At 43.9% G+C, this 20057-nt stretch carries 18 protein-coding genes and 3 pseudogenes; 7 read left to right on the top strand and 14 right to left on the bottom strand.

Annotation, left to right across the window (positions count from 1 at the left end; translation table 11 throughout):
* Positions 1 to 90: 90 nt before the first annotated feature.
* Both AC3FZD_RS02505 and AC3FZD_RS02500 read left to right on the top strand, forming a co-directional pair.
* The gene (locus AC3FZD_RS02505; RefSeq protein ID WP_488738614.1) at positions 91 to 801 is read left to right on the top strand and encodes an NnrU family protein; all 711 of its coding nucleotides are present in this window, start codon (positions 91 to 93) and stop codon (positions 799 to 801) included.
* Positions 802 to 919: 118 nt separating this feature from the next.
* Positions 920 to 1291 carry a thioredoxin family protein gene (locus tag AC3FZD_RS02500; protein WP_488738613.1) on the top strand — a complete coding sequence of 124 codons (372 nt, stop codon included), beginning with the start codon at positions 920 to 922 and terminating at the stop codon, positions 1289 to 1291.
* A 99-nt stretch (positions 1292 to 1390) separates the two neighbouring features.
* Here the strand turns inward: AC3FZD_RS02500 and AC3FZD_RS02495 are convergent.
* A pseudogene (locus AC3FZD_RS02495) lies at positions 1391 to 1558 on the bottom strand (type II toxin-antitoxin system HicB family antitoxin); the annotation flags it as partial.
* Between the two features lie 45 nt (positions 1559 to 1603).
* Positions 1604 to 2239, bottom strand: coding sequence for a hypothetical protein (locus AC3FZD_RS02490; RefSeq protein WP_488738612.1), 636 nt, complete (start codon positions 2237 to 2239; stop codon positions 1604 to 1606).
* A gap of 147 nt (positions 2240 to 2386) precedes the next feature.
* Here AC3FZD_RS02490 and purL point away from each other — a divergent pair, with 147 nt between their 5' ends.
* Positions 2387 to 4705 carry a phosphoribosylformylglycinamidine synthase subunit PurL gene (purL, locus tag AC3FZD_RS02485; protein ID WP_488738611.1) on the top strand — a complete coding sequence of 773 codons (2319 nt, stop codon included), beginning with the start codon at positions 2387 to 2389 and terminating at the stop codon, positions 4703 to 4705.
* A 177-nt stretch (positions 4706 to 4882) separates the two neighbouring features.
* Entirely contained in the window at positions 4883 to 6334 is a 1452-nt protein-coding gene (gene purF / locus AC3FZD_RS02480) for an amidophosphoribosyltransferase (RefSeq protein ID WP_488738610.1), read from the top strand.
* 49 nt (positions 6335 to 6383) lie between these two features.
* On the opposite strand, the gene AC3FZD_RS02475 is transcribed toward purF, so the two are convergent.
* From AC3FZD_RS02475 to AC3FZD_RS02460, 4 genes and pseudogenes are all read right to left on the bottom strand, one after another.
* Positions 6384 to 7190 carry an SWIM zinc finger family protein gene (locus AC3FZD_RS02475; RefSeq protein ID WP_488738609.1) on the bottom strand — a complete coding sequence of 269 codons (807 nt, stop codon included), beginning with the start codon at positions 7188 to 7190 and terminating at the stop codon, positions 6384 to 6386.
* A gap of 12 nt (positions 7191 to 7202) precedes the next feature.
* A pseudogene (locus AC3FZD_RS02470) lies at positions 7203 to 7385 on the bottom strand (HNH endonuclease); the annotation flags it as partial.
* The gene (locus AC3FZD_RS02465) at positions 7382 to 7765 is read right to left on the bottom strand and encodes a hypothetical protein (protein ID WP_283761958.1); all 384 of its coding nucleotides are present in this window, start codon (positions 7763 to 7765) and stop codon (positions 7382 to 7384) included. The gene AC3FZD_RS02465 and the pseudogene AC3FZD_RS02470, both read right to left, overlap by 4 nt.
* A gap of 60 nt (positions 7766 to 7825) precedes the next feature.
* Positions 7826 to 9238, bottom strand: a complete 1413-nt coding sequence (locus AC3FZD_RS02460; RefSeq protein ID WP_488738608.1) for a helix-turn-helix domain-containing protein — start codon at positions 9236 to 9238, stop codon at positions 7826 to 7828.
* A 197-nt stretch (positions 9239 to 9435) separates the two neighbouring features.
* On the opposite strand from AC3FZD_RS02460, the gene AC3FZD_RS02455 reads away from it, so the two are divergent.
* Positions 9436 to 11355 carry a dynamin family protein gene (locus AC3FZD_RS02455; protein ID WP_488738607.1) on the top strand — a complete coding sequence of 640 codons (1920 nt, stop codon included), beginning with the start codon at positions 9436 to 9438 and terminating at the stop codon, positions 11353 to 11355.
* A 77-nt stretch (positions 11356 to 11432) separates the two neighbouring features.
* On the top strand, positions 11433 to 13376 hold the full coding sequence (locus AC3FZD_RS02450) for a dynamin family protein (RefSeq protein WP_488738606.1): 1944 nt from the start codon (positions 11433 to 11435) through the stop codon (positions 13374 to 13376).
* Here AC3FZD_RS02450 and AC3FZD_RS02445 read toward each other — a convergent pair.
* A complete protein-coding gene (locus tag AC3FZD_RS02445; protein ID WP_488736318.1) occupies positions 13306 to 14175 on the bottom strand; it encodes an IS630 family transposase in 870 nt (289 codons plus the stop codon). The genes AC3FZD_RS02450 and AC3FZD_RS02445 overlap by 71 nt on opposite strands.
* Positions 14176 to 14255: 80 nt before the next feature.
* Here AC3FZD_RS02445 and AC3FZD_RS02440 point away from each other — a divergent pair, with 80 nt between their 5' ends.
* Complete coding sequence (locus AC3FZD_RS02440; protein WP_488738605.1) at positions 14256 to 14384, top strand: hypothetical protein; 129 nt, start codon at positions 14256 to 14258, stop codon at positions 14382 to 14384.
* 136 nt (positions 14385 to 14520) lie between these two features.
* On the opposite strand, the gene AC3FZD_RS02435 is transcribed toward AC3FZD_RS02440, so the two are convergent.
* The 7 genes and pseudogenes from AC3FZD_RS02435 to AC3FZD_RS02405 form a co-directional block, all read right to left on the bottom strand.
* A complete protein-coding gene (locus AC3FZD_RS02435) occupies positions 14521 to 14916 on the bottom strand; it encodes an ACP S-malonyltransferase (RefSeq protein WP_488738604.1) in 396 nt (131 codons plus the stop codon).
* Complete coding sequence (locus AC3FZD_RS02430) at positions 14913 to 15287, bottom strand: DUF433 domain-containing protein (RefSeq protein WP_488738603.1); 375 nt, start codon at positions 15285 to 15287, stop codon at positions 14913 to 14915. The genes AC3FZD_RS02435 and AC3FZD_RS02430 overlap by 4 nt, the downstream gene beginning before the upstream one ends.
* Before the next feature lie 55 nt (positions 15288 to 15342).
* Positions 15343 to 15528, bottom strand: a pseudogene (locus tag AC3FZD_RS02425) (element excision factor XisI family protein); the annotation flags it as partial.
* Between the two features lie 17 nt (positions 15529 to 15545).
* Positions 15546 to 15836, bottom strand: coding sequence for an element excision factor XisI family protein (locus tag AC3FZD_RS02420; protein ID WP_488738602.1), 291 nt, complete (start codon positions 15834 to 15836; stop codon positions 15546 to 15548).
* A 65-nt stretch (positions 15837 to 15901) separates the two neighbouring features.
* Positions 15902 to 16234 (bottom strand): XisI protein, encoded by a 333-nt coding sequence (locus AC3FZD_RS02415; RefSeq protein ID WP_283752404.1) that lies wholly within the window; start codon positions 16232 to 16234, stop codon positions 15902 to 15904.
* Positions 16222 to 16638 carry an element excision factor XisH family protein gene (locus AC3FZD_RS02410; RefSeq protein ID WP_488738601.1) on the bottom strand — a complete coding sequence of 139 codons (417 nt, stop codon included), beginning with the start codon at positions 16636 to 16638 and terminating at the stop codon, positions 16222 to 16224. Before AC3FZD_RS02410 ends, AC3FZD_RS02415 begins: the two co-directional genes overlap by 13 nt.
* A 26-nt stretch (positions 16639 to 16664) precedes the next feature.
* Complete coding sequence (locus AC3FZD_RS02405) at positions 16665 to 19904, bottom strand: DEAD/DEAH box helicase (RefSeq protein WP_488738600.1); 3240 nt, start codon at positions 19902 to 19904, stop codon at positions 16665 to 16667.
* Positions 19905 to 20057 lie beyond the last annotated feature (153 nt).

Raw genomic sequence — 20057 nt, 5'->3', positions numbered from 1 at the left:
TTCTGTTATTAGCTCTCTAGTGTATCATGAGAGTAGCAAACACTACTCTTTTATGTTAAAACTTTATCGATGTAACAAAAAGGTATGGTAATGATTGATAATTGGTCATCCAGCCACTGGGTAATGGTAGAATTACTGATTGGGTTTGCGATCGCCCATAGTGGACTGGCCAGCCTGAGACCTTGGGGAGAAAAGAAGATTGGCGCAAGGCTCTATAGAGTAGGTTTTGCCCTAGTGAGCATCCCCTTTGCCGTGGTGCTGATTATTTATTTTTTTAATCATCGCTATGACGGAATTCAATTGTGGCAAGTGCAAGGGGTTCGGGGAGTGCGATCGCTGGTTTGGGCTTTATCGGCGATCTCGTTTCTGTTTTTATATCCGGCCACATTTAATTTACTGGAAATTGCGGCGATCGCCAAACCGGAAGTTCATCTCTACGAAACTGGCATTATCCGCATCACCCGACATCCGCAAATGGTGGGTCAAGTGATCTGGTGTGTTGCCCATACCCTCTGGCTGGGCACAAGCTTTACCCTAGTCACCTCCCTAGGCTTAATTCTCCATCATCTGTTTGCCGTCTGGAATGGCGATCGCCGCATGTACAATCGCTATGGTGATGCTTTCCTCAAAGCCAAAGAGCGCACCTCAGTGATGCCCTTTTTGGCGATCGTTCAAGGTCGTCAAACCCTAGAACTGCAAGAATTTCTTCGTCCCGCCTATCTTGGCGTAATTCTATTTATTGCCCTCCTCTGGTGGGCCCATCCCTGGCTCATGCAAGCCACTCTCAAGGTTCCCATTTGAGTTGGGGATGGGGGAATGGGGAGATGGGGGATTACTCATTGCTCAATCCAATCCAAATGGGTGTAGCATGATCCCAAGAGCAAGTATAAGAAATACAGATACCAAAAACGGCATAATTATGGTGGTACAAATCAGTGAACGCGCCTTTAATCACGAAGTCCTCGATGCTCAAACTCCGGTATTAGTCAATTTTTGGGCCCCCTGGTGTGGAATTTGTCGGCTTTTAAATCCAGTTTTAAACCGCTTCCAAACTGAATGGGGACAAACCATTAAAGTGGTTTCCATTAATGCCGATCAAAGTCTCAAACTCGCCAATGCCTACCGACTGCGAACTTTACCCACAGTCATTCTGTTCCATCAAGGGCGAGTAAAAAATCGGATCGAAGGCTTCCATAGTGCAGAAGACTTATACCGACAACTTGAAGTGAGCTGTCAATCTTTGTCTGCAACCAGAGCGGGCGATCCGATTGACTTGGAAGCGAGTCGCTAATGGGAGAGATCTAGACTGGATCATCTGTTCCCTCTGAACGCCTATAAAGATATGCTCCATCATAGAGCATATCTTTTCTTGGCTGGGGTAGGGCGATCGAGTGGAGGAATGGGGGAATTCTTGTAAATAGAGGTGTGTCGCTTGTTTTAAAGATGCGATCGCCTGTTCTATGGTTTCTCCTTGATCCACTGTACCGACTTCTGGACATTCAGCAATATAAAGATCCTCTTCTTTATACACAATTACAGTCAAGTGACGACTGTTCATAATACCACCTCCTACTGCCTCTTCCCAATTCCTCCATAACTAGATCTATTTTGAGCGAACAATAATATCATTCTGAATAGCTTGTTCATCATAAACCGTTGGCTTTTTATCGGGTCTCAAGCGGCCATAGTGTAATCGACCTAAATCAAGAACTAACCTCTTAGCTTCTTGACTACTTGGGTTATCTGTTAGTGTATTTAAGGCGGTTTCATAAAGTTCTTTTGTCTCAGATTCAGGTATGCTACTTATTAAATTTATGAGAGATAAAATACGCTCTTTGATGACCTCATTTTGTAATTCCTTGAAAAGATTATCAGAGAGAACTCTAAGTGTATTATTTTTTTGGCGTTTTCCAGTAGAATTTATGCCAAAAGAGCTATCAACCCTTTGCAGGACTTCGCCTAATAGCTGCCAAGATTTAACATGAGAAGAGTTTTCTTCACACAGTTTTAGTAAGCGATCATAACACCCACCGCTAAATAAATCTTCAGACTGAATCCAAGTATTTTTTTTCCAAATTTCAATACAATGGTCATAGTCACTTGGAGAATTAGGATTTTGTTCTAGTGTATTGAGAGCATCTTCAAAGTTCTTTAATTCAATTGGCCCTTGAGTATTCGCGTTGTGACCAACCCAAAAGAAAAAGGCAACGACTACGATAATGAGGATGATCCAAAACATATAAACTTCTGATTTTTAGAAAATTGCTTTGAATTATTATATACAGAATCTAAATTGTAACACATCCCCCGATCGCCCCCTTTCTGCTGCTACACCCTTGCCCTTTTGCCTTAAAATCAGAGAGGCGCTCTCTGTTGCGAATCGATCATGGCTGCACCTTCTGACTGTCCGTTTTCCCCCCAAGAAATTGCCTCTGAGGGGCTGAAACCCTCGGAATATGAGGATATTGTTCAACGCCTCGGCAGACACCCCAACAAAGCGGAATTAGGCATGTTTGGGGTGATGTGGTCGGAGCATTGCTGCTACAAAAACTCCCGGCCGCTGTTAAGTCAGTTTCCCACCAAAGGCGATCGCATCCTGGTGGGGCCGGGAGAAAATGCCGGAGTCGTCGATCTCGGTGACGGACTGCGGTTAGCCTTTAAAATTGAGTCCCATAACCACCCCTCGGCGATCGAACCCTTCCAAGGGGCTGCCACTGGAGTTGGCGGTATCCTCCGCGACATCTTCACCATGGGCGCTCGCCCTATTGCCCTCCTCAACTCCCTGCGCTTCGGTTCTCTGGAAGATAGCCGCACCCGTCGTATTTTTACCGGAGTCGTCGATGGCATTGCCCATTATGGCAACAGTGTGGGCGTGCCCACCGTGGGCGGAGAAGTCTATTTTGACCCTGCTTATACGGGGAATCCCTTAGTCAATGTCATGGCTCTGGGATTGATGGAAACCCCACAAATCGTTAAATCGGGAGCCTCTGGCAGGGGTAACCCGGTTCTCTATGTCGGTTCTACCACCGGGCGCGATGGCATGGGAGGCGCGAGTTTTGCCAGTGCCGAACTCAGTGAAAGCTCCATGGACGATCGCCCCGCAGTGCAAGTGGGCGATCCCTTCCTGGAAAAATCCCTGATTGAAGCCTGTCTCGAAGCCTTCAAAACCGGAGCCGTCGTCGCCGCTCAGGATATGGGAGCTGCCGGAATTACCTGCTCGACTTCAGAAATGGCGGCTAAAGGTGGCGTGGGAATTGAGCTGGATCTCGATAAGATTCCCGTGCGCGAAACCGGTATGGTTCCCTATGAGTATCTCCTGTCGGAATCCCAAGAGCGGATGTTATTTGTGGCTCACAAGGGCAGGGAACAGGAACTGATCGATATTTTCCACCGTTGGGGACTGCAAGCGGTGGTTGCTGGAGAAGTGATTGATGAACCCATCGTGCGGATTCTGTTTCAAGGGGAAACGGCTGCGGAAATGATGGCTACGGCTTTGTCAGATAATACTCCCATTTACTATCGGGAATTGATGAGCGAGCCGCCGGAATATGCCCAAGCTGCCTGGAAATGGACGGAGGCTCAACTCCCCCCCTGTAGTGCTGAAGGGATTGAAATTGGGGGAGAATTTAAATCTTGGAAAGATTGCCTGCTGGATCTTTTGGATACACCCACGATCGCCTCGAAGCAGTGGGTCTATCGCCAATATGACCATCAGGTGCAGAATAATACGGTGGTTTTCCCTGGTGGCGCGGATGCGGCGATTATCCGCTTGCGCCCGGTGAATGATGGTGCTGAACCTCAACCCTTGCCTGCTGTGCAGTCGGGGGTGGCTGCTACTGTAGATTGTAACTCCCGCTATGTCTATCTCAATCCCTACGAAGGGGCAAAGGCTACGGTTGCAGAAGCGGCGCGGAATCTAAGTTGTGTGGGCGCGGAACCCATTGCTGTGACTGATAATTTGAATTTTGGCTCTCCGGAAAAACCCATTGGCTATTGGCAATTGGCACAAGCCTGTAGGGGGCTGTCGGAAGCTTGCGGGGAATTCTCCACTCCGGTGACTGGGGGGAATGTGTCTCTGTATAACGAGACGCTCGATAGTGCGGGAAATCCCCAGCCTATTTATCCGACTCCGGTGGTGGGAATGGTGGGGTTAGTGCCTGATTTGGGGCGCATTTGCGGTCAGGGATGGGGTAAGGTAGGCGATCGCATCTACTTGTTAGGTTCGGGTTCAAATCTGACCTTGGGCGCTTCCGAATATCTCGCTAGTCTGCATCACACTGTGGCAGGACAGCCGCCGAAAGTGGATTTTGACCTAGAACGTAGGGTGCAAGGGGCTTGTCGCCATGGCATTCGTCAGGGATGGATACAGTCAGCCCATGATTGTGCGGAAGGGGGGTTAGCGGTGGCTCTGGCAGAATGTTGTATTGCCGGAGGCTTAGGAGCGAAAATTGACTATACCTCTGGAGAGCAACGCCCGGATCTCAGTTGGTTTGGGGAAGGGTTAGCCCGAATTGTGGTATCCGTTGCGCCAGAGTGTCTAGAGGCTTGGGAAGCGTATCTTCAGGAACAATTGCCCCATCAATGGCGGGTTATGGGTACAGTGCAAGGTGGAGCAGCCCTGGAGATTAAGGGTATTTTAACGGCTACGGTCTCGGAAATGGGCGATCGCCATCAAAATGCTATCCCCCGCCGTCTGCATGTCTAGGGAATAGGGAACCGGTTGATTACTCCATCTCCCTATACCAATTTGTTAAGAAAACCTTAAAATGAAATTAGGTATCCAGACCTACATTCTGAAAAACAAGTTTTCTAATCTGAGCTACCCTAAATTCAGGAAAGAACACCGAAAACGTGATACCGCTTACCTATCCCCATCGAACCTATGGAGCTTGATGTTTTGAATCCCAACCCTGCTGATAAACCCCAAGAAGCCTGTGGTGTGTTTGGCCTATACGCCCCCTCCGAAGAGGTAGCCAAACTTACCTATTTTGGTCTCTATGCCCTCCAACATCGGGGACAAGAATCCGCAGGCATTGCTACTTTTAGCGATCGCCAAGTGCATTGGCATAAGGATATGGGCTTAGTCTCCCAAGTCTTTAATCAACCTACCCTCAATCGTTTGGTGGGGGAAAGTGCGGTGGGTCATGTCCGCTATTCCACAACTGGCTCTTCACGGGTGGCCAATGCCCAACCGGCGGTGGTGGACACTCGGCTAGGGTCTCTAGCTCTAGCACATAATGGAAATATTGTCAATGTAGTGGAACTGCGGGACAAATTGACCCAAGAAAATCATTGTTTCCTGACTACCACAGACTCAGAAATGATTGCTTTGGCGATCGCCACAGAAGTCGATGGGGGTAAAGATTGGTTAGAAGGGGCTATCTCCGCCTTTAAATATTGCCAAGGAGCCTATAGCCTAGTGATTGGCACACCGGATGGCATCATGGGCGTTCGCGACCCCAACGGCATCCGGCCCCTAGTTATTGGCACATTGGGACAAAACCCTTGTCGCTATGTATTGGCCTCGGAAACCTGCGCTTTGGATATTATTGGCGCAGAATACCTGCGGGATGTGGAACCGGGTGAGCTGGTTTGGATTACTGAAGAGGGGTTAGCCTCTTTCCATTGGGCCCCCAAACCTCAGCCGAAGCTCTGTATTTTTGAGATGATTTACTTCTCCCGTCCTGATAGTGTTGTGGATCAAGAGACCATCTATAGTTATCGCAAACGGTTGGGTCATTATTTGGCTAAAGAATCCTATGTAGATGCGGATTTAGTCATTGGTGTACCGGATTCTGGCATTCCGGCGGCGATCGGATTTTCGGAAGCCTCCGGTCTTCCCTTCGCTGAAGGTCTGATTAAAAACCGCTATGTTGGTCGCACGTTTATCCAACCGACTCAAGCTATGCGGGAATCAGGAATTCGCATGAAACTTAATCCCCTGAAGGATGTCCTCTTCGGTAAACGGATTATCTTGGTCGATGACTCCATTGTGCGGGGAACCACCAGTAAGAAACTGGTCAAAGCTATCCGCGACGCAGGAGCAACGGAAGTTCATATGCGAATTTCTTCTCCTCCCGTCACCCATCCCTGTTTTTATGGCATTGATACTGACAATCAAGACCAACTGATTGCTGCGACTAAATCTGTAGATGAAATTGGCCAACAAATCGGCGTAGACTCTTTAGCTTATTTGAGTTGGGAAGCCATGCATCATGCCACTGGCGACCATCAAAGTAACTTTTGTTCGGCTTGTTTCACGGGCAATTATCCGATTGCCATCCCCGAACCCCTGAAGCGGTCTAAACTGATGTTAGAAACCAGTCATTCCTAATGGTTGAGGGTGGGTTAATGCCGCACCCTCCTGGACGGTTTAGCCTTATTTAGCTTTGCGGGTAATCTCCCCGCAAAGCGGATCGGGTGGCGCTTTGGCTCACTTCTTGATATAAGCTTTTGAGGTATGCCATTAATAGTTTAGATTCGGTGTTTTTGCTTCGCTCAGTGATTATTAGACCTAGTACATCTAACACTGTTTCTGAACTCCCTGGGGGAGTAATGACTACGAGGGAGGATTCTAACTCGCGATCGTAGCGCCAGAATTGGTCTAGGGCAACTTTCGGATAGGTCAAAGGTAGGGGTTCATTTTCTGGCTTTTCTGCTGCAATTCCTCGCTGTTCGCGCAGGGCAGAGATAATGTCATCTTTACTCTTTCCGCGCAACTGAAACAGCACAAAGGGATCGGCGCTGAAGCGATCGCCCAATAAATAATACACTGCCGCGATATGTTTGCAGGGATTTGCTTTATCCGGACAACTGCATCGAGAATGGACTTCATTCAATGTAAACGGAAATAAGCTTAACCCATTAGCAGCAAATACCGATTCAATATTATCCGGCATTTCTCCTGCTAACAACTTGGCCACATAAATCGCTTTTTCCGATAAAGTTTCAATCACATGATCCCAATCTTCTGAGCTAAAGGCATCTAACCAAATTGAAAGACGATAGGGTTCATCATCACTTCCTTGCACTTCAGCTACTACTTTTTGCTCGCGAAACTGAATCGATAAAACATGCCCTTCTCTTGCATAATTTCGACCCCGTTCTAGTCGTTTCTTGAACCGATAGGAATTGAGCAAATCTAACCATTGTTGTGTCCACCATTCCCGCTCTATACCGTATGAATTCATGTTTTTCCCCTAGTTTTTATCACTGTATAAGCAAGACAAAGCTAAATTATCAGGATGGTTTTTTCCGCCATGTTTGATAGGGATAATGTGGTCTATTTCGTGAGCATAAATAGAAAAATCTTGATGAATTAGACAGTATTCACAACGTCCTTCTGCCCGTTCTGTAACCAGCTTACGCAATTGGGAACCGATCATGATTGCATCACAGAATAGGCTTTCACTTTCAGTAATAACATCAAGTGTTCCAGCTGTTCATAAGCATCTAACTCGGCGGTTTCTGATGGAGTTAGTCTATCTTCGCGATTCTTGTCTAATAAAGTCTGCAACCGCTTCTGAACTGTTAGTGAAACCTTAAAATCAGAAATTTCCATTGGGGTAGGACGCTGGAGCAGAAACTCAAGAATTTCTTGATACACAGCAGAAGATTCTGGGTGAGAATGACTTGCTGTAGATGGAGTTGATTCAGAGTATCCATGAATTTCTAACAACTGCCAGAGGAGTTCCGGAAGTTGATTCTGTAGAGGTCGGAGACGTTCAGCAAGTTCGTCAGGAATATTGAGGGTGAGTTGTGCCATAGGACATGATGATTTAATTATTGTGAACCCAGAAACCGGGTTTGTCAGCCACGCTACCGACTATTGTAGCTCAAGGCAATACTGTTGCCAGAGGGGATGGAGGACAAAGTGCGATCGCTCTGCTGCTAATTGTTTTTCCACTAATCCCCGTCTTCCTAGCGATCGCATCCCATCCCATAATTGGGATTTAGAGAACTCGCGATCGGGCAATTTTGCCACCAGATCGATCCCTCCCTCCTGACGAGCTAACCAAACCATCACTCGTTTTTCTAAGTCTGATAATCGTTCTAATTGAGTTTCTAGAATGGGTTTTAAGTCTCCTAAATATAGCTCTTCTCTTTGCCTCACCTTTTCAAGGGGGGGATCGGCTAAAAAGCGGGAAACTTGACCATCAAAAAGTTCCCGAATTGTTGCCGCAATAATCGTTAACCATACTGGATGACCTTGATACAAGTTGATTAACTCTGGCCAGCTTTCCTCGTCCACTAATTCCGCTTTTCTAAAAATTGCCTCAGCCTCAGATTGTAATCCGTTTAGATGCAAACTGCGCGTGTGTTTATGTGTCCGTTCTAATGTGTCAATTTCTCTCGGTTTTTCCCAACTCAGGAGAATGACGCAACTGTAGTGCAGTGTTCTGGCGATTTGTTTAAAAAATTGGCCATAGTCTTTATAGTCGCTTAAATATTCCCCCGCGAGTTTACCGGGTTGAAAAATACTCTGCACATCATCGAGGATGACTAAACAGCGAGTGTGGCGAAAAGTGTCAAGCAGGGTTGGTAATGGGTTCGGTTGAGAGGGGGCTAAAAAGTCTTTCAGTTCGGTTTGCAGCGTCGATAAAGTGGGGGTATGGCTGAGACTGCGCCAGATAATAGCGTCAAATTCTGTCTGGATGTCTTCGATGAGTTTGCGGGTGAGGGTGCTTTTGCCCATTTCACTCAAACCGTAGATGGTGACTAAGCGCGTCTTCTCTTTTAATATCCACTGTTTCAGCGTGGAGAGTTCGGTGGTGCGGTTGTAAAAGTCGGCGAGTTCTGGTGCGTCGGTTAAGTCGATGAGGGGTGAGGGATGTTGGGGGGTGGAGTCTGGGGAAGCTGGCGATCGGGTTTTGGGAGCTTGGATATTTTGTACTAATGGGCTATCAATGTTAACAGTATCAACTTGGTTAATAGTATTAACTTGTGAACAGTGGCTAGATGGGGAAGATTGAGAAACTCTATTTCTTTTCTCTACCTTAGAACGAAAATTATATTTCTTCAGGTCTTCTCCTAATTCTTCCCGCAGCTTATCCCATAACTTAGCGGCTTCTGTCTTAACATGAGATTCACTGCAATGAAAATCTTGAGCAATTTGAGGATATTTTTTCCCTTCCCACGAACCCCTCAATATGGCTGACTGTATAGATGTCAGATTTTTTCCCGTTTTATCCAATATCAACTGGTCAACCCATTGTAGTATATCTTCAAGATCGTTCATAACTAGATACATCTAGAAATTTCTTGTAACATACTCTACTAAATCCTACTTTGTCAACTCAATTATACCAAATCCTACTAAATTCACTCAGGATAATTCGAGAAATTATGTACCAAATACTGCTTTTTGTACTTGATTACTTTCTCAGATATAGATTAGAGTAGTACAATAGTAAATGATACTTGTTGTGGATGATCATGGATGATCATATACAATTTGCAAAAGATGTAATAGTTCGATCGCAGCTTCCCAAATCACAAAGAGGCGAATTATGTCAACTAATACAACGTATTCAGCAAAGACAGAACGATCCAAATCTGTATTTAGCAGTAATTGGAGAGTTTTCTAGCGGCAAGAGTACCTTTATCAATGCCTTACTCCGTGATAATTTACTCAAAACATCAGCTTTAGTAACAACTGCTGCTGCTACTAGACTAAGCTACGGTAAAAACATAGATGCCAAAGTACATTTTACGAATGTACCAAGTCTTATTCAGCAAAAAAACAATTCTAGATGGAGTCTTATTGCTATACTTTTGGTATTTAGTTCTATATTTCTGTTTTACTCATATATAACACTATTTTTAATTTCTTGTGGTTTCATAGTATTGTTTGTCGCATTTTTTTATCGACAGTCAGATAATCCTGAAAACGTAGTTACATCCAGAGATATCACGGCTAACGGTATAGATATTAGAGACTTTATTAACCAAGTTACATCTGAAGAAGATATAGCAAAGGAAGTTATCGAGATAAATATTAGTCATCCCGCTACTTTTCTACAAAATAATATCGTGATCATTGACCTACCTGGTACTAATGCTCCTAATACCAGACACGCACAAGTTACACGAGAAGTTGTCGAAAAAGAAGCTGATGTTGCTATTATCATAATTCCCGCTACACAGCCTTTAACTGACAGTTTAGTAGAATTTCTCATCTCTACAATACGTCCTTATCTAAATCGCTGCATATTTGTTGTCAGTCGTATGGATCAAATTCGCCAGAAAGAACATAATAAAATGTTGGCTAATGTACGAGACAGATTGGTGGATAAACTAGAAATTAATCCTTCTAGGTTGTATTCATGTTCGGCTCAAGTTGTTATGGATGATGTTGCTGCGGAGGAGCATCGAGTAAATAACCCTGTTTTTTGGATCGACCAATTCACGCAAATGCAGGTTGAAATCATAGAACGCTTAAAAGCTGAACGAAATGCCATTATCAGTGAAAATCTCCAAGGTTTATTTGGTCAACTATTTAATCAAATTAAAAGTTATTTACAATATCAATGGAATAAACACAAGGAAAAAGAATATCAAATTCAGAAGGAAACAATTCAAGATATTGAATCTTTTAAGAGTCAACAATATAGAAAGTGTATTAATATGATCGATAGAAATACTACTCGATCGGAAAATAAAATAAACGATTATGTTGATAATTTTAGAGATCGAACTAATGCTAAAGTAAAAGAGGCTATTTTTGGCGCACGTGATTGGGACGATCTTAAGTATGTTGTTAATACTAAAGTTGGAATAATTTTACGAGACCAACAAAACTTACTAAGTGATAGTATTCAAAATGAATGCCGGAATCTTTCTCGGTCTGCACAGGAAGTTGGGCAATATTTTGATAAAAAATTCACTGAAGTCTATCAGAGCTTAGAAGCACTAGGTGGGCGTGTTGAAACTAATTCGGGGTTCACAAACAGTAATATCTCAATCAATACATATTCAGTTATTTCTTCTGCACAACAACTCAATAGTTCAAATTTTGGTAATGCAATGGCGGGCTTTTTTTCTCATGTATTTCGTGGATTGCTTAATGATCGCAAGCAAAAGATTTGGAATGAAATTCGACCTAAAATTTATAACTGCTTTGCTGAAATAAAAAAACAAGTGCAACCAACTGTAAGAAAAGACGCAGACAATCTGAAGACAGCCATCAATCAGCGGATTAATGATTACATGACTCACTACAAATCTGTTGTGGATGGTATGTTGAACGAGCAAAAAATGGAATTGCAGCGGTTGACACAGTTGCAAGCGACCATTCAAGCTGACTTAGCGGAGATTGAGCGAAGGCAACTGCAAATAAAAGTCAATTTACGTTGATGTATTAAATCAGTTACCTAACTCAATCTTTCTAATCTCACTGGCTAACTCTATCTAATAGTCAAAAGGAGACTACTATGAACTCTAACGATCGACAATATCAGTTATTTCAACAAAAACGTAACGCCCTAGCTGTTTTAGTAAAGCAGCAAATAGATGTGTTACATTCTCTGGATATGAAAGAAACAGAGGCAACTATTCACCAATTGGAAGAGCGGATTGCTACAGATAATTTCAAGGTACTTGTGGTTGGTGAGTTCAAGCGGGGAAAAAGCACTTTTATTAATGCTTTGTTGCGACAAAAAGTGTTACCAGCATACTCAACCCCAACTACTGCAATCATTAATGAAGTTAAATGGGGAGATAAGCAGAAAGCGATGCTATATCACAAAAAGCCTGCTTCTGGTTCACCACGATCGCCCCAGGAAATACCTGTGGACAAAATTGAGGAGTATGTTGTTATTAAAGACTCTGGTAAAAAAGAAGGCCAAGAAAGCCCCTATGAAAAGGTGGAATTATTTTGGCCTTTAGAACTCTGTCGCAATGGTGTAGAAATTATTGATTCTCCGGGACTGAATGAAAATGAAGTGCGCCAGCAAGTCACGGTGGATTACTTGTCAAGAGTCGATGCTGTGCTTTTTGTTCTGTCTTGCGAACAACTCGGCCCGTCAATTTCCGAACAGAAGATGATCGAATTGTTGAGTAATTGCGGTCATGAGGATATCTTTTTTATCTGCAATCGCTTCAATGATATTCGTAGAGAAGAAGAGCGAGAACGAGTCAAAAAACATGGCTTATCCCAGTTTGGAAATCTAACCAAACAAGGAACCAATGGTATCTTTTTCATCACGGCTGTCGATGCCTTAGAAGGTTATTTAAATAACGACGCGAACCGGATTAAGGCTTCTGGTATAGAACTTGTAGAGCAAGCACTGGCAACGTTTTTATCTAAGGAACGAGGGCGAGTAAAAATTGTTCGTTCAGAAAAAGTTTTCCGAATGTCTATTGAGGAGTCCCGAAAAATTATTCCTCAGCGAGAAGCTATGTTGAGAACGGATTTACAAATCTTGGAAAGACGATATGCTGATGCCCAGGAGTCATTGCGACTATTGGAGAAAGAGCGTGAAAGCATAGTGAGAAGAATATCGAACTTCCGTGAGGATATTAAAGAGTTAGTTCGGGGTAAAGCTCGCCAACTTTTGGATCGAGTCGGTGACAAAGTTGATGACTGGGTGAAGGAATATACAATCCAAGAAGGTGTCAAACTATTCTCAAAAGATATTTTCAAAATGGAAGCAGCGGCGAAAAGAGTTGTTGAAGAGGTAACTCAACATCTTTCCAGCAAAGTAGAGAAGGAGTTTACCCAATGGCAACGTCAGGAGTTACAGCCCTTTTTAGGAAGCCGTTTAGACGATCTATTCAAGGAATTAGAAGACAAAGCAGGTAAGTTTTGCTCAGATTTAGATCGAGTGCGTGTTGAAGTTTCTGGAACTAAAGTATCAAAGCTAGATGTACAGGTAGAAGATACTAAAATTTCTCCTATTAATCGCATTCTTTCTGGTATTGCTGGTTTTGTATTGATGGATTATGGTTCAGCCGCCATCGGAGGGTTATTTGGTTACAAGGAAATGCTCAAAAGTCTGATTCCTCAACTGGCTACTATTGCAGTAACCATAGCTTTTGCTGGACTGAATCCTTGGATATTAATTCCAGCAATACTTGGTAGTAGTTCATTACAAGGATTGATTAAGGTTAATGGGATTAACGATAAGGTTAAGCAACAAGTCGGGAAAGAATACAACGTTCAATTGCAAGCATCAAACCAGCCCAATGAAGTAGCTAATGCGGTTGCTGCTAAGATTAAAGAAATTGAGAACGGTGTAGATAGAGGACTTGGTAGCGAGATTCAAAGTGTTCGGACTCAAGTTATAGCGCTTCGCGCTGGTCTATTTACAAATACTGGAATGCTGCGTCTGCTGCTTTATGAATATTATAGTCATGAAGAGGCAACTCTTTTCTAATTGCTGTCTTTACTTTTTGCCACCAATGTTCAATTGGGTTTAAGTCAGGAGAGTAGGTAGGCAAAAACAGCAATTCACATCCCGCTTTTTCAATTAGTTCTCTAATTTTACGGGAGTTATGGAAAGGAGCATTATCCATAATAATTACCTGACCTTTTTCCACCTCTGGCAATAAACATTTTTCCAACCAAGTCTCGATCACCTTGGCTGTGCAATATCCTTGATATACCATCGGAGCCAAGATTTTTCCGTCACATAAAGCGCCGATAATACTTAATCTATCTTGGCGTTTTCCGGGTCGCATACTATATAATCTTTCCCCTTTTTGACTCCATCCATAAGGATAGCTTTCATTATTATTTATCCCGCTTTCGTCCATGTAGATTACCTGTTTTGATCTATATTGAGCTAGTTTACGCCTAAACTCAGACCGTTCCTCCTCACATCTTTCCTGATAACCATAAGTTTTTTTTTTACGAGTGTAACCCATTTTTTTTAACCCTCTACTAATTGTATGATGACTGACATCACCCCATAATTTGGCTAATTCTTTTTGAGTTTTGTCAGGGTTAGCATCGACAAATTCTTTGAACTTTTCCCAGTCTTTAATCCCACAAGGTTGAGCTGGAGGTCTGCCTTTTTTAGGAACTGTCGAACCGGTTTTTTCTTTGGTTTCTTTCCATCTATAAAGGGTTGGGCGGCTAATTTTCAGTGCCCGACTCACTTGGCTGATTGGTACACCATTTCCTATCAGCTCCAAGGCCCGTATTCGGATTTTTTGACTATAAGCACTTGCCATCGCGAGTAGACCTGCTCGAAAGTTGTACATTCTCTATTCTAACTTGTAACTAGACGAGGGCGAAGCGCTATAACTCAATTTTGGCTGAAAAGCAAAAAGGCCAAGCTAATGTTGACCAAAAGATTCAGGAGTTAAAGTTACTCTCGGAGCAATTAAATGCTATTGATGGGGAACTGAATGAGTTGATGAGACAAGTTGCTCAGATGTAAATTATTAGTTGTCTCGACTATTGAAAGGGACTCCCCAACAGTTAGAAAAGCGTGCGATTTCGGAGCAAAAGAGAAAGGCGTGATCGCGTCACTTCTACCCAGTAGCAGAAGAACGGCGATCGCACTCAACCCAACCTTATGGGATGAAAAGCCGACTTCCACCCATATAGACATCAATATCCAGCACAATTTCCACCAGACAAACTGCACAACGATCGCGATATTGAGAGTCATTGAACAAGCGATCGGCATCACTAATCGTAATCAGCGGGAGGGATGCAGAAGTCATTTCTTCGCGCATCACTTGCTCTAAGGAATTCTTGCCTTTCATCGTGCGATTAGCTGTGAGCAAAATCATCTCATTTTCTTGTGCTAGTCGCCAAACCACGCGATCGTCGCTATTGATTGGCAATTCCATTTGTTCAAAAGTGACAAAACGAATGGGAACCAGATCGAGCCATCCTTGATTGACAATAGAACCAAAGAAAACCATGGCATGTCCATTGAGATTATGGTCGATCAAAAAAATCATGCTTTAGCCTCGCGTTTGGCTTTGGCTGCTCGCAGTTTTTCCCATGCTGCTTCGGTTCCCGGTTTCGGGGGCATGGCAGCAATTTTAGCAATCAGATCGCGATTTTTTTCTTCATAATATAGCCGCAGTTCTTCGGCTTCCTTCAGAACTTGTTGATACTCCGCTTCAACCAAAGCGCGATTTTCTTCAATGTACGTTAAAGCGCTGTTTATTTGTGCTTCTGTTAGGTCAAATAATCCCTTAATAAACTTAGGCGGATATTGAGCGGTCACATAGTCCATGATATCGTAGATCGTAATCCGTGTCCCGGCAATGGTGAGTCCTCGTTCTGTACGGATAATTCCGGTTTGTTCATTGGATGGGTTGGTCATGATTTTTTCCCGAAAATCTAGTACCTGAAGGTCAATTATATTTTAAGCCCATAAATTAAGCTGTGGCGAATTCGGTGAAATGCCGTTTGCTAGGATGATGAAACCCTAAAACAATATCATTTTGAGGAATGCCCGCAGCGAGTAAATCATCGACAATACAGAAATTCGTTACGTCTTGTTCCACCCAAACTTTGCTATCTTTAATTTTCAAATAGATAATGATATGCTGTACTAGCTTTTTACAGCATTTTTCGCGCTTTATGCGGTACATTTTGATCCCCCTAAATCCCCCTTAAAAAGGGGGACTTTCACTGCCCCCCTTTTTAAGGGGGGTTGGGGGGATCTTTGCCTCTTGTACTTCATGACAGCGCGAATGGCTGTATCGTTCCAGCCAAAGCGAAACCAAAGATATTCATCTCTGATTTCATCTAAAGCTAGACGATCGCTGAGTTCACATTGAGGATTTTTCTGGACTTGATGAATCTTCATACCATAATAGTCGGTCAATATTCGTTTGACGATCGTGCGGTAATTTTCTGCGTCAGCCATTTGACCAGTGCCTCCTTCGCTGTATCTACTACAATTAACAAAACTCGATTATCTTTAATCACTTCTTAACCCACAGCAAACCCGGTATGAGGTCTGACCTCTGGGGGATGAAATCCTAAAACAATCTTGTCCTTCGGGATACCTGCTCGTAACAAATCATCGGCGATGCCATCCTCCAACCCATCCTCATGAATCCAAATTTTATCCCCCACCACCTCCAAATGAACGATGCAAGCGTGAACCCGCTTACCATTCACATCCCCCACCGTCAACAGCACATAATTCTGATGGTCTTCTGCGATCGCCAATTTTCGTTGTAAATTCCCATGAGCATAGGGCAACTTGGCGTAATCTTCTAAAATTTCCTTGATAATGTAATAATAGTTTAGGGAATCCATCGCTCGATAACCTCCTGTTTTTTCTCAAAAATTAGCAAATTAAAACGCTGATTTCTTAATAAAATTTCTCCAATAGCTTCTTGAAAAAGAGTGTCAAATACATCTTTAGTAATAGCAAGATAAAGTATCCGGTTTGGATCGATATCCCGCATAATGTCGCCATACAAAGTATACTGACCTAACGCATTCTCCAAATCATTAACCCGTGACTTACCGATAAAACTCTTAATTTCTACCGCTATTTTCTTCTCGCCTTTTTCCGCAGAAAGCAACTTTTCTGCTCCGATATCGACAAATAAATCTCTACGCCCAATATTCAAAATATAGGGATCGTCGGTAATTGTCCACCCATCCTTAATTAAAGCATTCTTTACCGCATTGTGATAAATATCCTTAGCAGGCATCACTCCACCTCCAAACTTTATCCATCCTAGTCTTCCGACTGTTCTAATAATAACAAGTCTCGCAGTTGATTAGAGTCTAAATTGGCTAACCAATTTTCTCCCGAACCTACAGCTTGTTCAGCAAGTTCTTGCTTACTGGCAATGAGATCGTTAATCTTTTCTTCTAATGTACCTTCGCAAACGAATTTATGAACTTGTACATTCCGAGTTTGACCAATGCGAAATACTCGGTCGGTGGCTTGATTTTCTACGGCGGGATTCCACCATCGGTCAAAGTGAAAGACATGATTGGCGCGGGTTAAGTTTAAGCCGACACCGCCTGCTTTTAGGGATAAGATAAACAATTTTGGCCCTTGGGGGTCATGTTGAAAGCGGTCAATCATTTCTTCTCTTTGCGCTCTTTTTGTACTGCCGTATAAGAAGAAAACTTCAGATTTAAATTCCTCTTCTAGATAGGGTTGGAGCAATTTACCCCATTCAGCAAATTGGGTGAAAATTAAGGCCCGATCGCCAACATCAACAACTTCTTCCAACATTTCCCGCAAACGCATCAGCTTACCAGAGTTTTCCGGTTGTTTCAGCTTTTTCTTCTTTAAGAACTGCTCTGGATGATTGCAAATTTGCTTTAACTTCGTCAGCAGCGCTAACACTTCCCCATGGCGTTGAATGCCTTGCGCTTGCTCGATTTTCTCTAGGGATTCTTCCACGGATGCTTGATAGAGCTGCTTCTGTTCATCAGAGAGGGAACAAAAAACGGTCATTTCTTGTTTTTCCGGCAAATCTTCGATAATGGTGCGATCAGTTTTCAAGCGCCGCAGAATAAAGGGTTGGGAGAGCGATCGCAGGATTTGCAAGGATTGGCGATCGCCGTATTTCTCAATCGGAACCGTAAACCGGCGCTGGAAAAACTGCCGATTTCCCAAATATCCAGGATTAAGAAAGTCCATAATTGACCAGAGTTCCTGCAACCTATTCTCTACCGGCGTTCCCGTCAGCGCGATGCGAAACTCTGAAGTTAACTCGCGCACCGCTTGGGACTGTTTTGCCTCCGGATTCTTAATATTTTGAGCTTCATCTAACACCACCCCTTGCCATTCTACCGCTTGCAAGTCTTTCTGGTCTCGAAAGACTAGGGGATAGCTAGTAATCACCAGATCTTTACTCTCAACCGCTTTAAGAAATTGCTTATTTTTAAACCGCTTATCCCCATGATGTAGCACCATCTGCAAACTGGGAGCAAAGCGTTTAACTTCCCGTTGCCAATTACCTAAAACGGAGGTGGGACAAACCAATAATGTCGGTTTTTCGAGCTTTTTCTGCTGTTTCAAAAGCAACAAAAACGCCAGAAACTGGATTGTTTTTCCTAGCCCCATATCGTCGGCTAAACAGGCTCCTAAGCCCCATTGCTCCAAAAATGCCAACCACCCCACGCCCCTAGATTGATAGGGGCGCAACTGTCCGTTAAAGGTCTCTGGAGCGGCGATCGCCTCAATAGTACGCGGCTCCATCAAACGGGTCAGTAATTCCCCTAACCGCTCGGAAGCCTGAAAGTCAACCACCGGCAGCTTTTCCACCATCTGCGTATCTCCCGTACTGATGCGGAGGGCATCCTCTAGAGATAAACTCATTTGGTCTTTACGCTTAGTGAAAAACTCCTGAGCCACGCGCACATCTTGGGGGCGCAATTCCACCCATTCCCCATTAATCTGCACCAAGGGAGAATCGAGGGCTACCAATTGGTCAAACTCTTTTTTAGAAACCCGTTGTCCTCCTAACATTAATTCCCATTTAAATTGCAATAAACTTTGTAAACTTAAGCGCTCGGTTTTCTTGTGTTTGGGAGTATCGGCAACTAAACTTAATCCTAAGCGATTGGCAAAGCCTTGTTCCGGCGCGAGAGATGGGGGCAAAATTACACCTAATCCACTTTCTCGCAATCGCCCGACTCCCGTTTTTAGAAATTCATAGGCTTCTTGGGGATTGAGCCGACAAAATAGGGGTTTGGAGGTATTTAAGCTCTCTTCTAAAGGAGGAAAAATGCGCGAAGCTAATCCTAATCCGGCTAAAAAAGTTTCTTGGGGATAATGAATTGTATAGCCTTCATAGATTAGAGATTCTACAGGATTGCTCCAAATGGTATTGGCATCAACCATGCAATCAGGATTTTCGACAGATTGCAGTCCATATTCAAGTAGCCAATCTGGGCTTTTTCCTTGGGGAGGATGGAGTTTTAAGACAGTGCTAAAAGCGCTCCCTTGATGTACCTGCTGAATGGGAGCCATCCACTCAGTGAGGGTGGTTTTGAGCTTCTCGATTTCGGGAGTGGGGGAAAGGGAATTACTGCTACCCGTTAAGCCTTCTAACCATTGAGCGATCGCCCCTTTTAGATTGGGTAAGGGAGTCTCCTGCTTCTGGATCTCGCCATTGATAATTTGGCTCAAAAAGTCCCACAGCAAGGTTTTGGGAGCTGTGGGAAAATCCAGCTTGAGGCAATCCTCAGCCGGTTGATAGGTGTGACAACTGCCGGGCATGAGGCGGCTAAACTCAGTCAAGCGATGGCGATCGCTCTGACTATCGAGTAAAGGTTGCCATTGGGCGTTTAAAGAACCATCCCCCCCAGCCTTGAGGGTGGGCAAAAACTTACACCGAGCGAGTAAGTCTAAACCCCACCGGCTCATCTGAGACCAAAAGCGCAGATCGCAGCCTAACCAAGCGGGCTGAGAGTCTAACCATCCTAGGGGAAGACTCTGGAGAAAGGGCAAGGTTTGTGCAGGAGTCAGACAGAGTACCTCAATTTGCCAAGGGTGAAGACTGATACAGCCCTTGGCATTTTTACTCGGTAGATCGAGATCCCCCCAACCCTGTTTAAAAAGGGGAGCAGTAGCGAAAGTCCCCCTTTCTAAGGGGGATTGAGCCGGATCAACGTCTTCAGAAGCAGCGATCGAGTATAGGGGAGTACAGACAATAGGGGAATTTTGCTTAGATTTCGATTTCGGTGCAGACTCAGGAAACTGGAGCAGAGTCGGTAAAGCCAGTTGTATTGGGGCGATCGCCACCATCTTAAAATCGGGTAGAGCCATTTGCACCGACTCCGGGATCTGGCTCGACTGTAACCAAGTTTGCAGTTCTGTGGCACTCAGGGCAAAAGGATGGGAGGCAATAGCAAACGATGAAGGAGTGTATTCTTGGGGAGCAACTCTGCGCCAAGTTTCTGCCCAAATCACAAATTGATGTTGAGTTAACCAACTCCCATGTAAAATTGCCATGCGATCGTCGTTCTAAAGTTTGCTCAAAGTTGAGAATGATTCAGGAGCGGCTCAACTTCAGTTTCTCATAGCCGCCTAATTTTAGTAACCATATCACGACAATGACCCAATGGATCGGGTAAAAACTAAGGAGTGAGTTAAATTAGAATTAAG

The sequence above is a fragment of the Roseofilum sp. KMC-1 genome (assembly GCF_057802075.1).
This window is presented reverse-complemented; position numbering and strand designations above follow the sequence as displayed.

Excerpts from the sequence above, each read along its gene's own strand:
- AC3FZD_RS02505 (WP_488738614.1), top strand. The coding sequence starts at position 91 with ATGATTGATAATTGGTCATCCAGCCACTGGGTAATGGTAGAATTACTG.
- AC3FZD_RS02500 (WP_488738613.1), top strand. The coding sequence starts at position 920 with ATGGTGGTACAAATCAGTGAACGCGCCTTTAATCACGAAGTCCTCGAT.
- AC3FZD_RS02490 (WP_488738612.1), bottom strand. The coding sequence starts at position 2,239 with ATGTTTTGGATCATCCTCATTATCGTAGTCGTTGCCTTTTTCTTTTGG.
- purL (WP_488738611.1), top strand. The coding sequence starts at position 2,387 with ATGGCTGCACCTTCTGACTGTCCGTTTTCCCCCCAAGAAATTGCCTCT.
- purF (WP_488738610.1), top strand. The coding sequence starts at position 4,883 with ATGGAGCTTGATGTTTTGAATCCCAACCCTGCTGATAAACCCCAAGAA.
- AC3FZD_RS02475 (WP_488738609.1), bottom strand. The coding sequence starts at position 7,190 with ATGAATTCATACGGTATAGAGCGGGAATGGTGGACACAACAATGGTTA.
- AC3FZD_RS02465 (WP_283761958.1), bottom strand. The coding sequence starts at position 7,765 with ATGGCACAACTCACCCTCAATATTCCTGACGAACTTGCTGAACGTCTC.
- AC3FZD_RS02460 (WP_488738608.1), bottom strand. The coding sequence starts at position 9,238 with ATGAACGATCTTGAAGATATACTACAATGGGTTGACCAGTTGATATTG.
- AC3FZD_RS02455 (WP_488738607.1), top strand. The coding sequence starts at position 9,436 with ATGGATGATCATATACAATTTGCAAAAGATGTAATAGTTCGATCGCAG.
- AC3FZD_RS02450 (WP_488738606.1), top strand. The coding sequence starts at position 11,433 with ATGAACTCTAACGATCGACAATATCAGTTATTTCAACAAAAACGTAAC.
- AC3FZD_RS02445 (WP_488736318.1), bottom strand. The coding sequence starts at position 14,175 with ATGGCAAGTGCTTATAGTCAAAAAATCCGAATACGGGCCTTGGAGCTG.
- AC3FZD_RS02435 (WP_488738604.1), bottom strand. The coding sequence starts at position 14,916 with ATGATTTTTTTGATCGACCATAATCTCAATGGACATGCCATGGTTTTC.
- AC3FZD_RS02430 (WP_488738603.1), bottom strand. The coding sequence starts at position 15,287 with ATGACCAACCCATCCAATGAACAAACCGGAATTATCCGTACAGAACGA.
- AC3FZD_RS02420 (WP_488738602.1), bottom strand. The coding sequence starts at position 15,836 with ATGGCTGACGCAGAAAATTACCGCACGATCGTCAAACGAATATTGACC.
- AC3FZD_RS02415 (WP_283752404.1), bottom strand. The coding sequence starts at position 16,234 with ATGGATTCCCTAAACTATTATTACATTATCAAGGAAATTTTAGAAGAT.
- AC3FZD_RS02410 (WP_488738601.1), bottom strand. The coding sequence starts at position 16,638 with ATGCCTGCTAAGGATATTTATCACAATGCGGTAAAGAATGCTTTAATT.
- AC3FZD_RS02405 (WP_488738600.1), bottom strand. The coding sequence starts at position 19,904 with ATGGCAATTTTACATGGGAGTTGGTTAACTCAACATCAATTTGTGATT.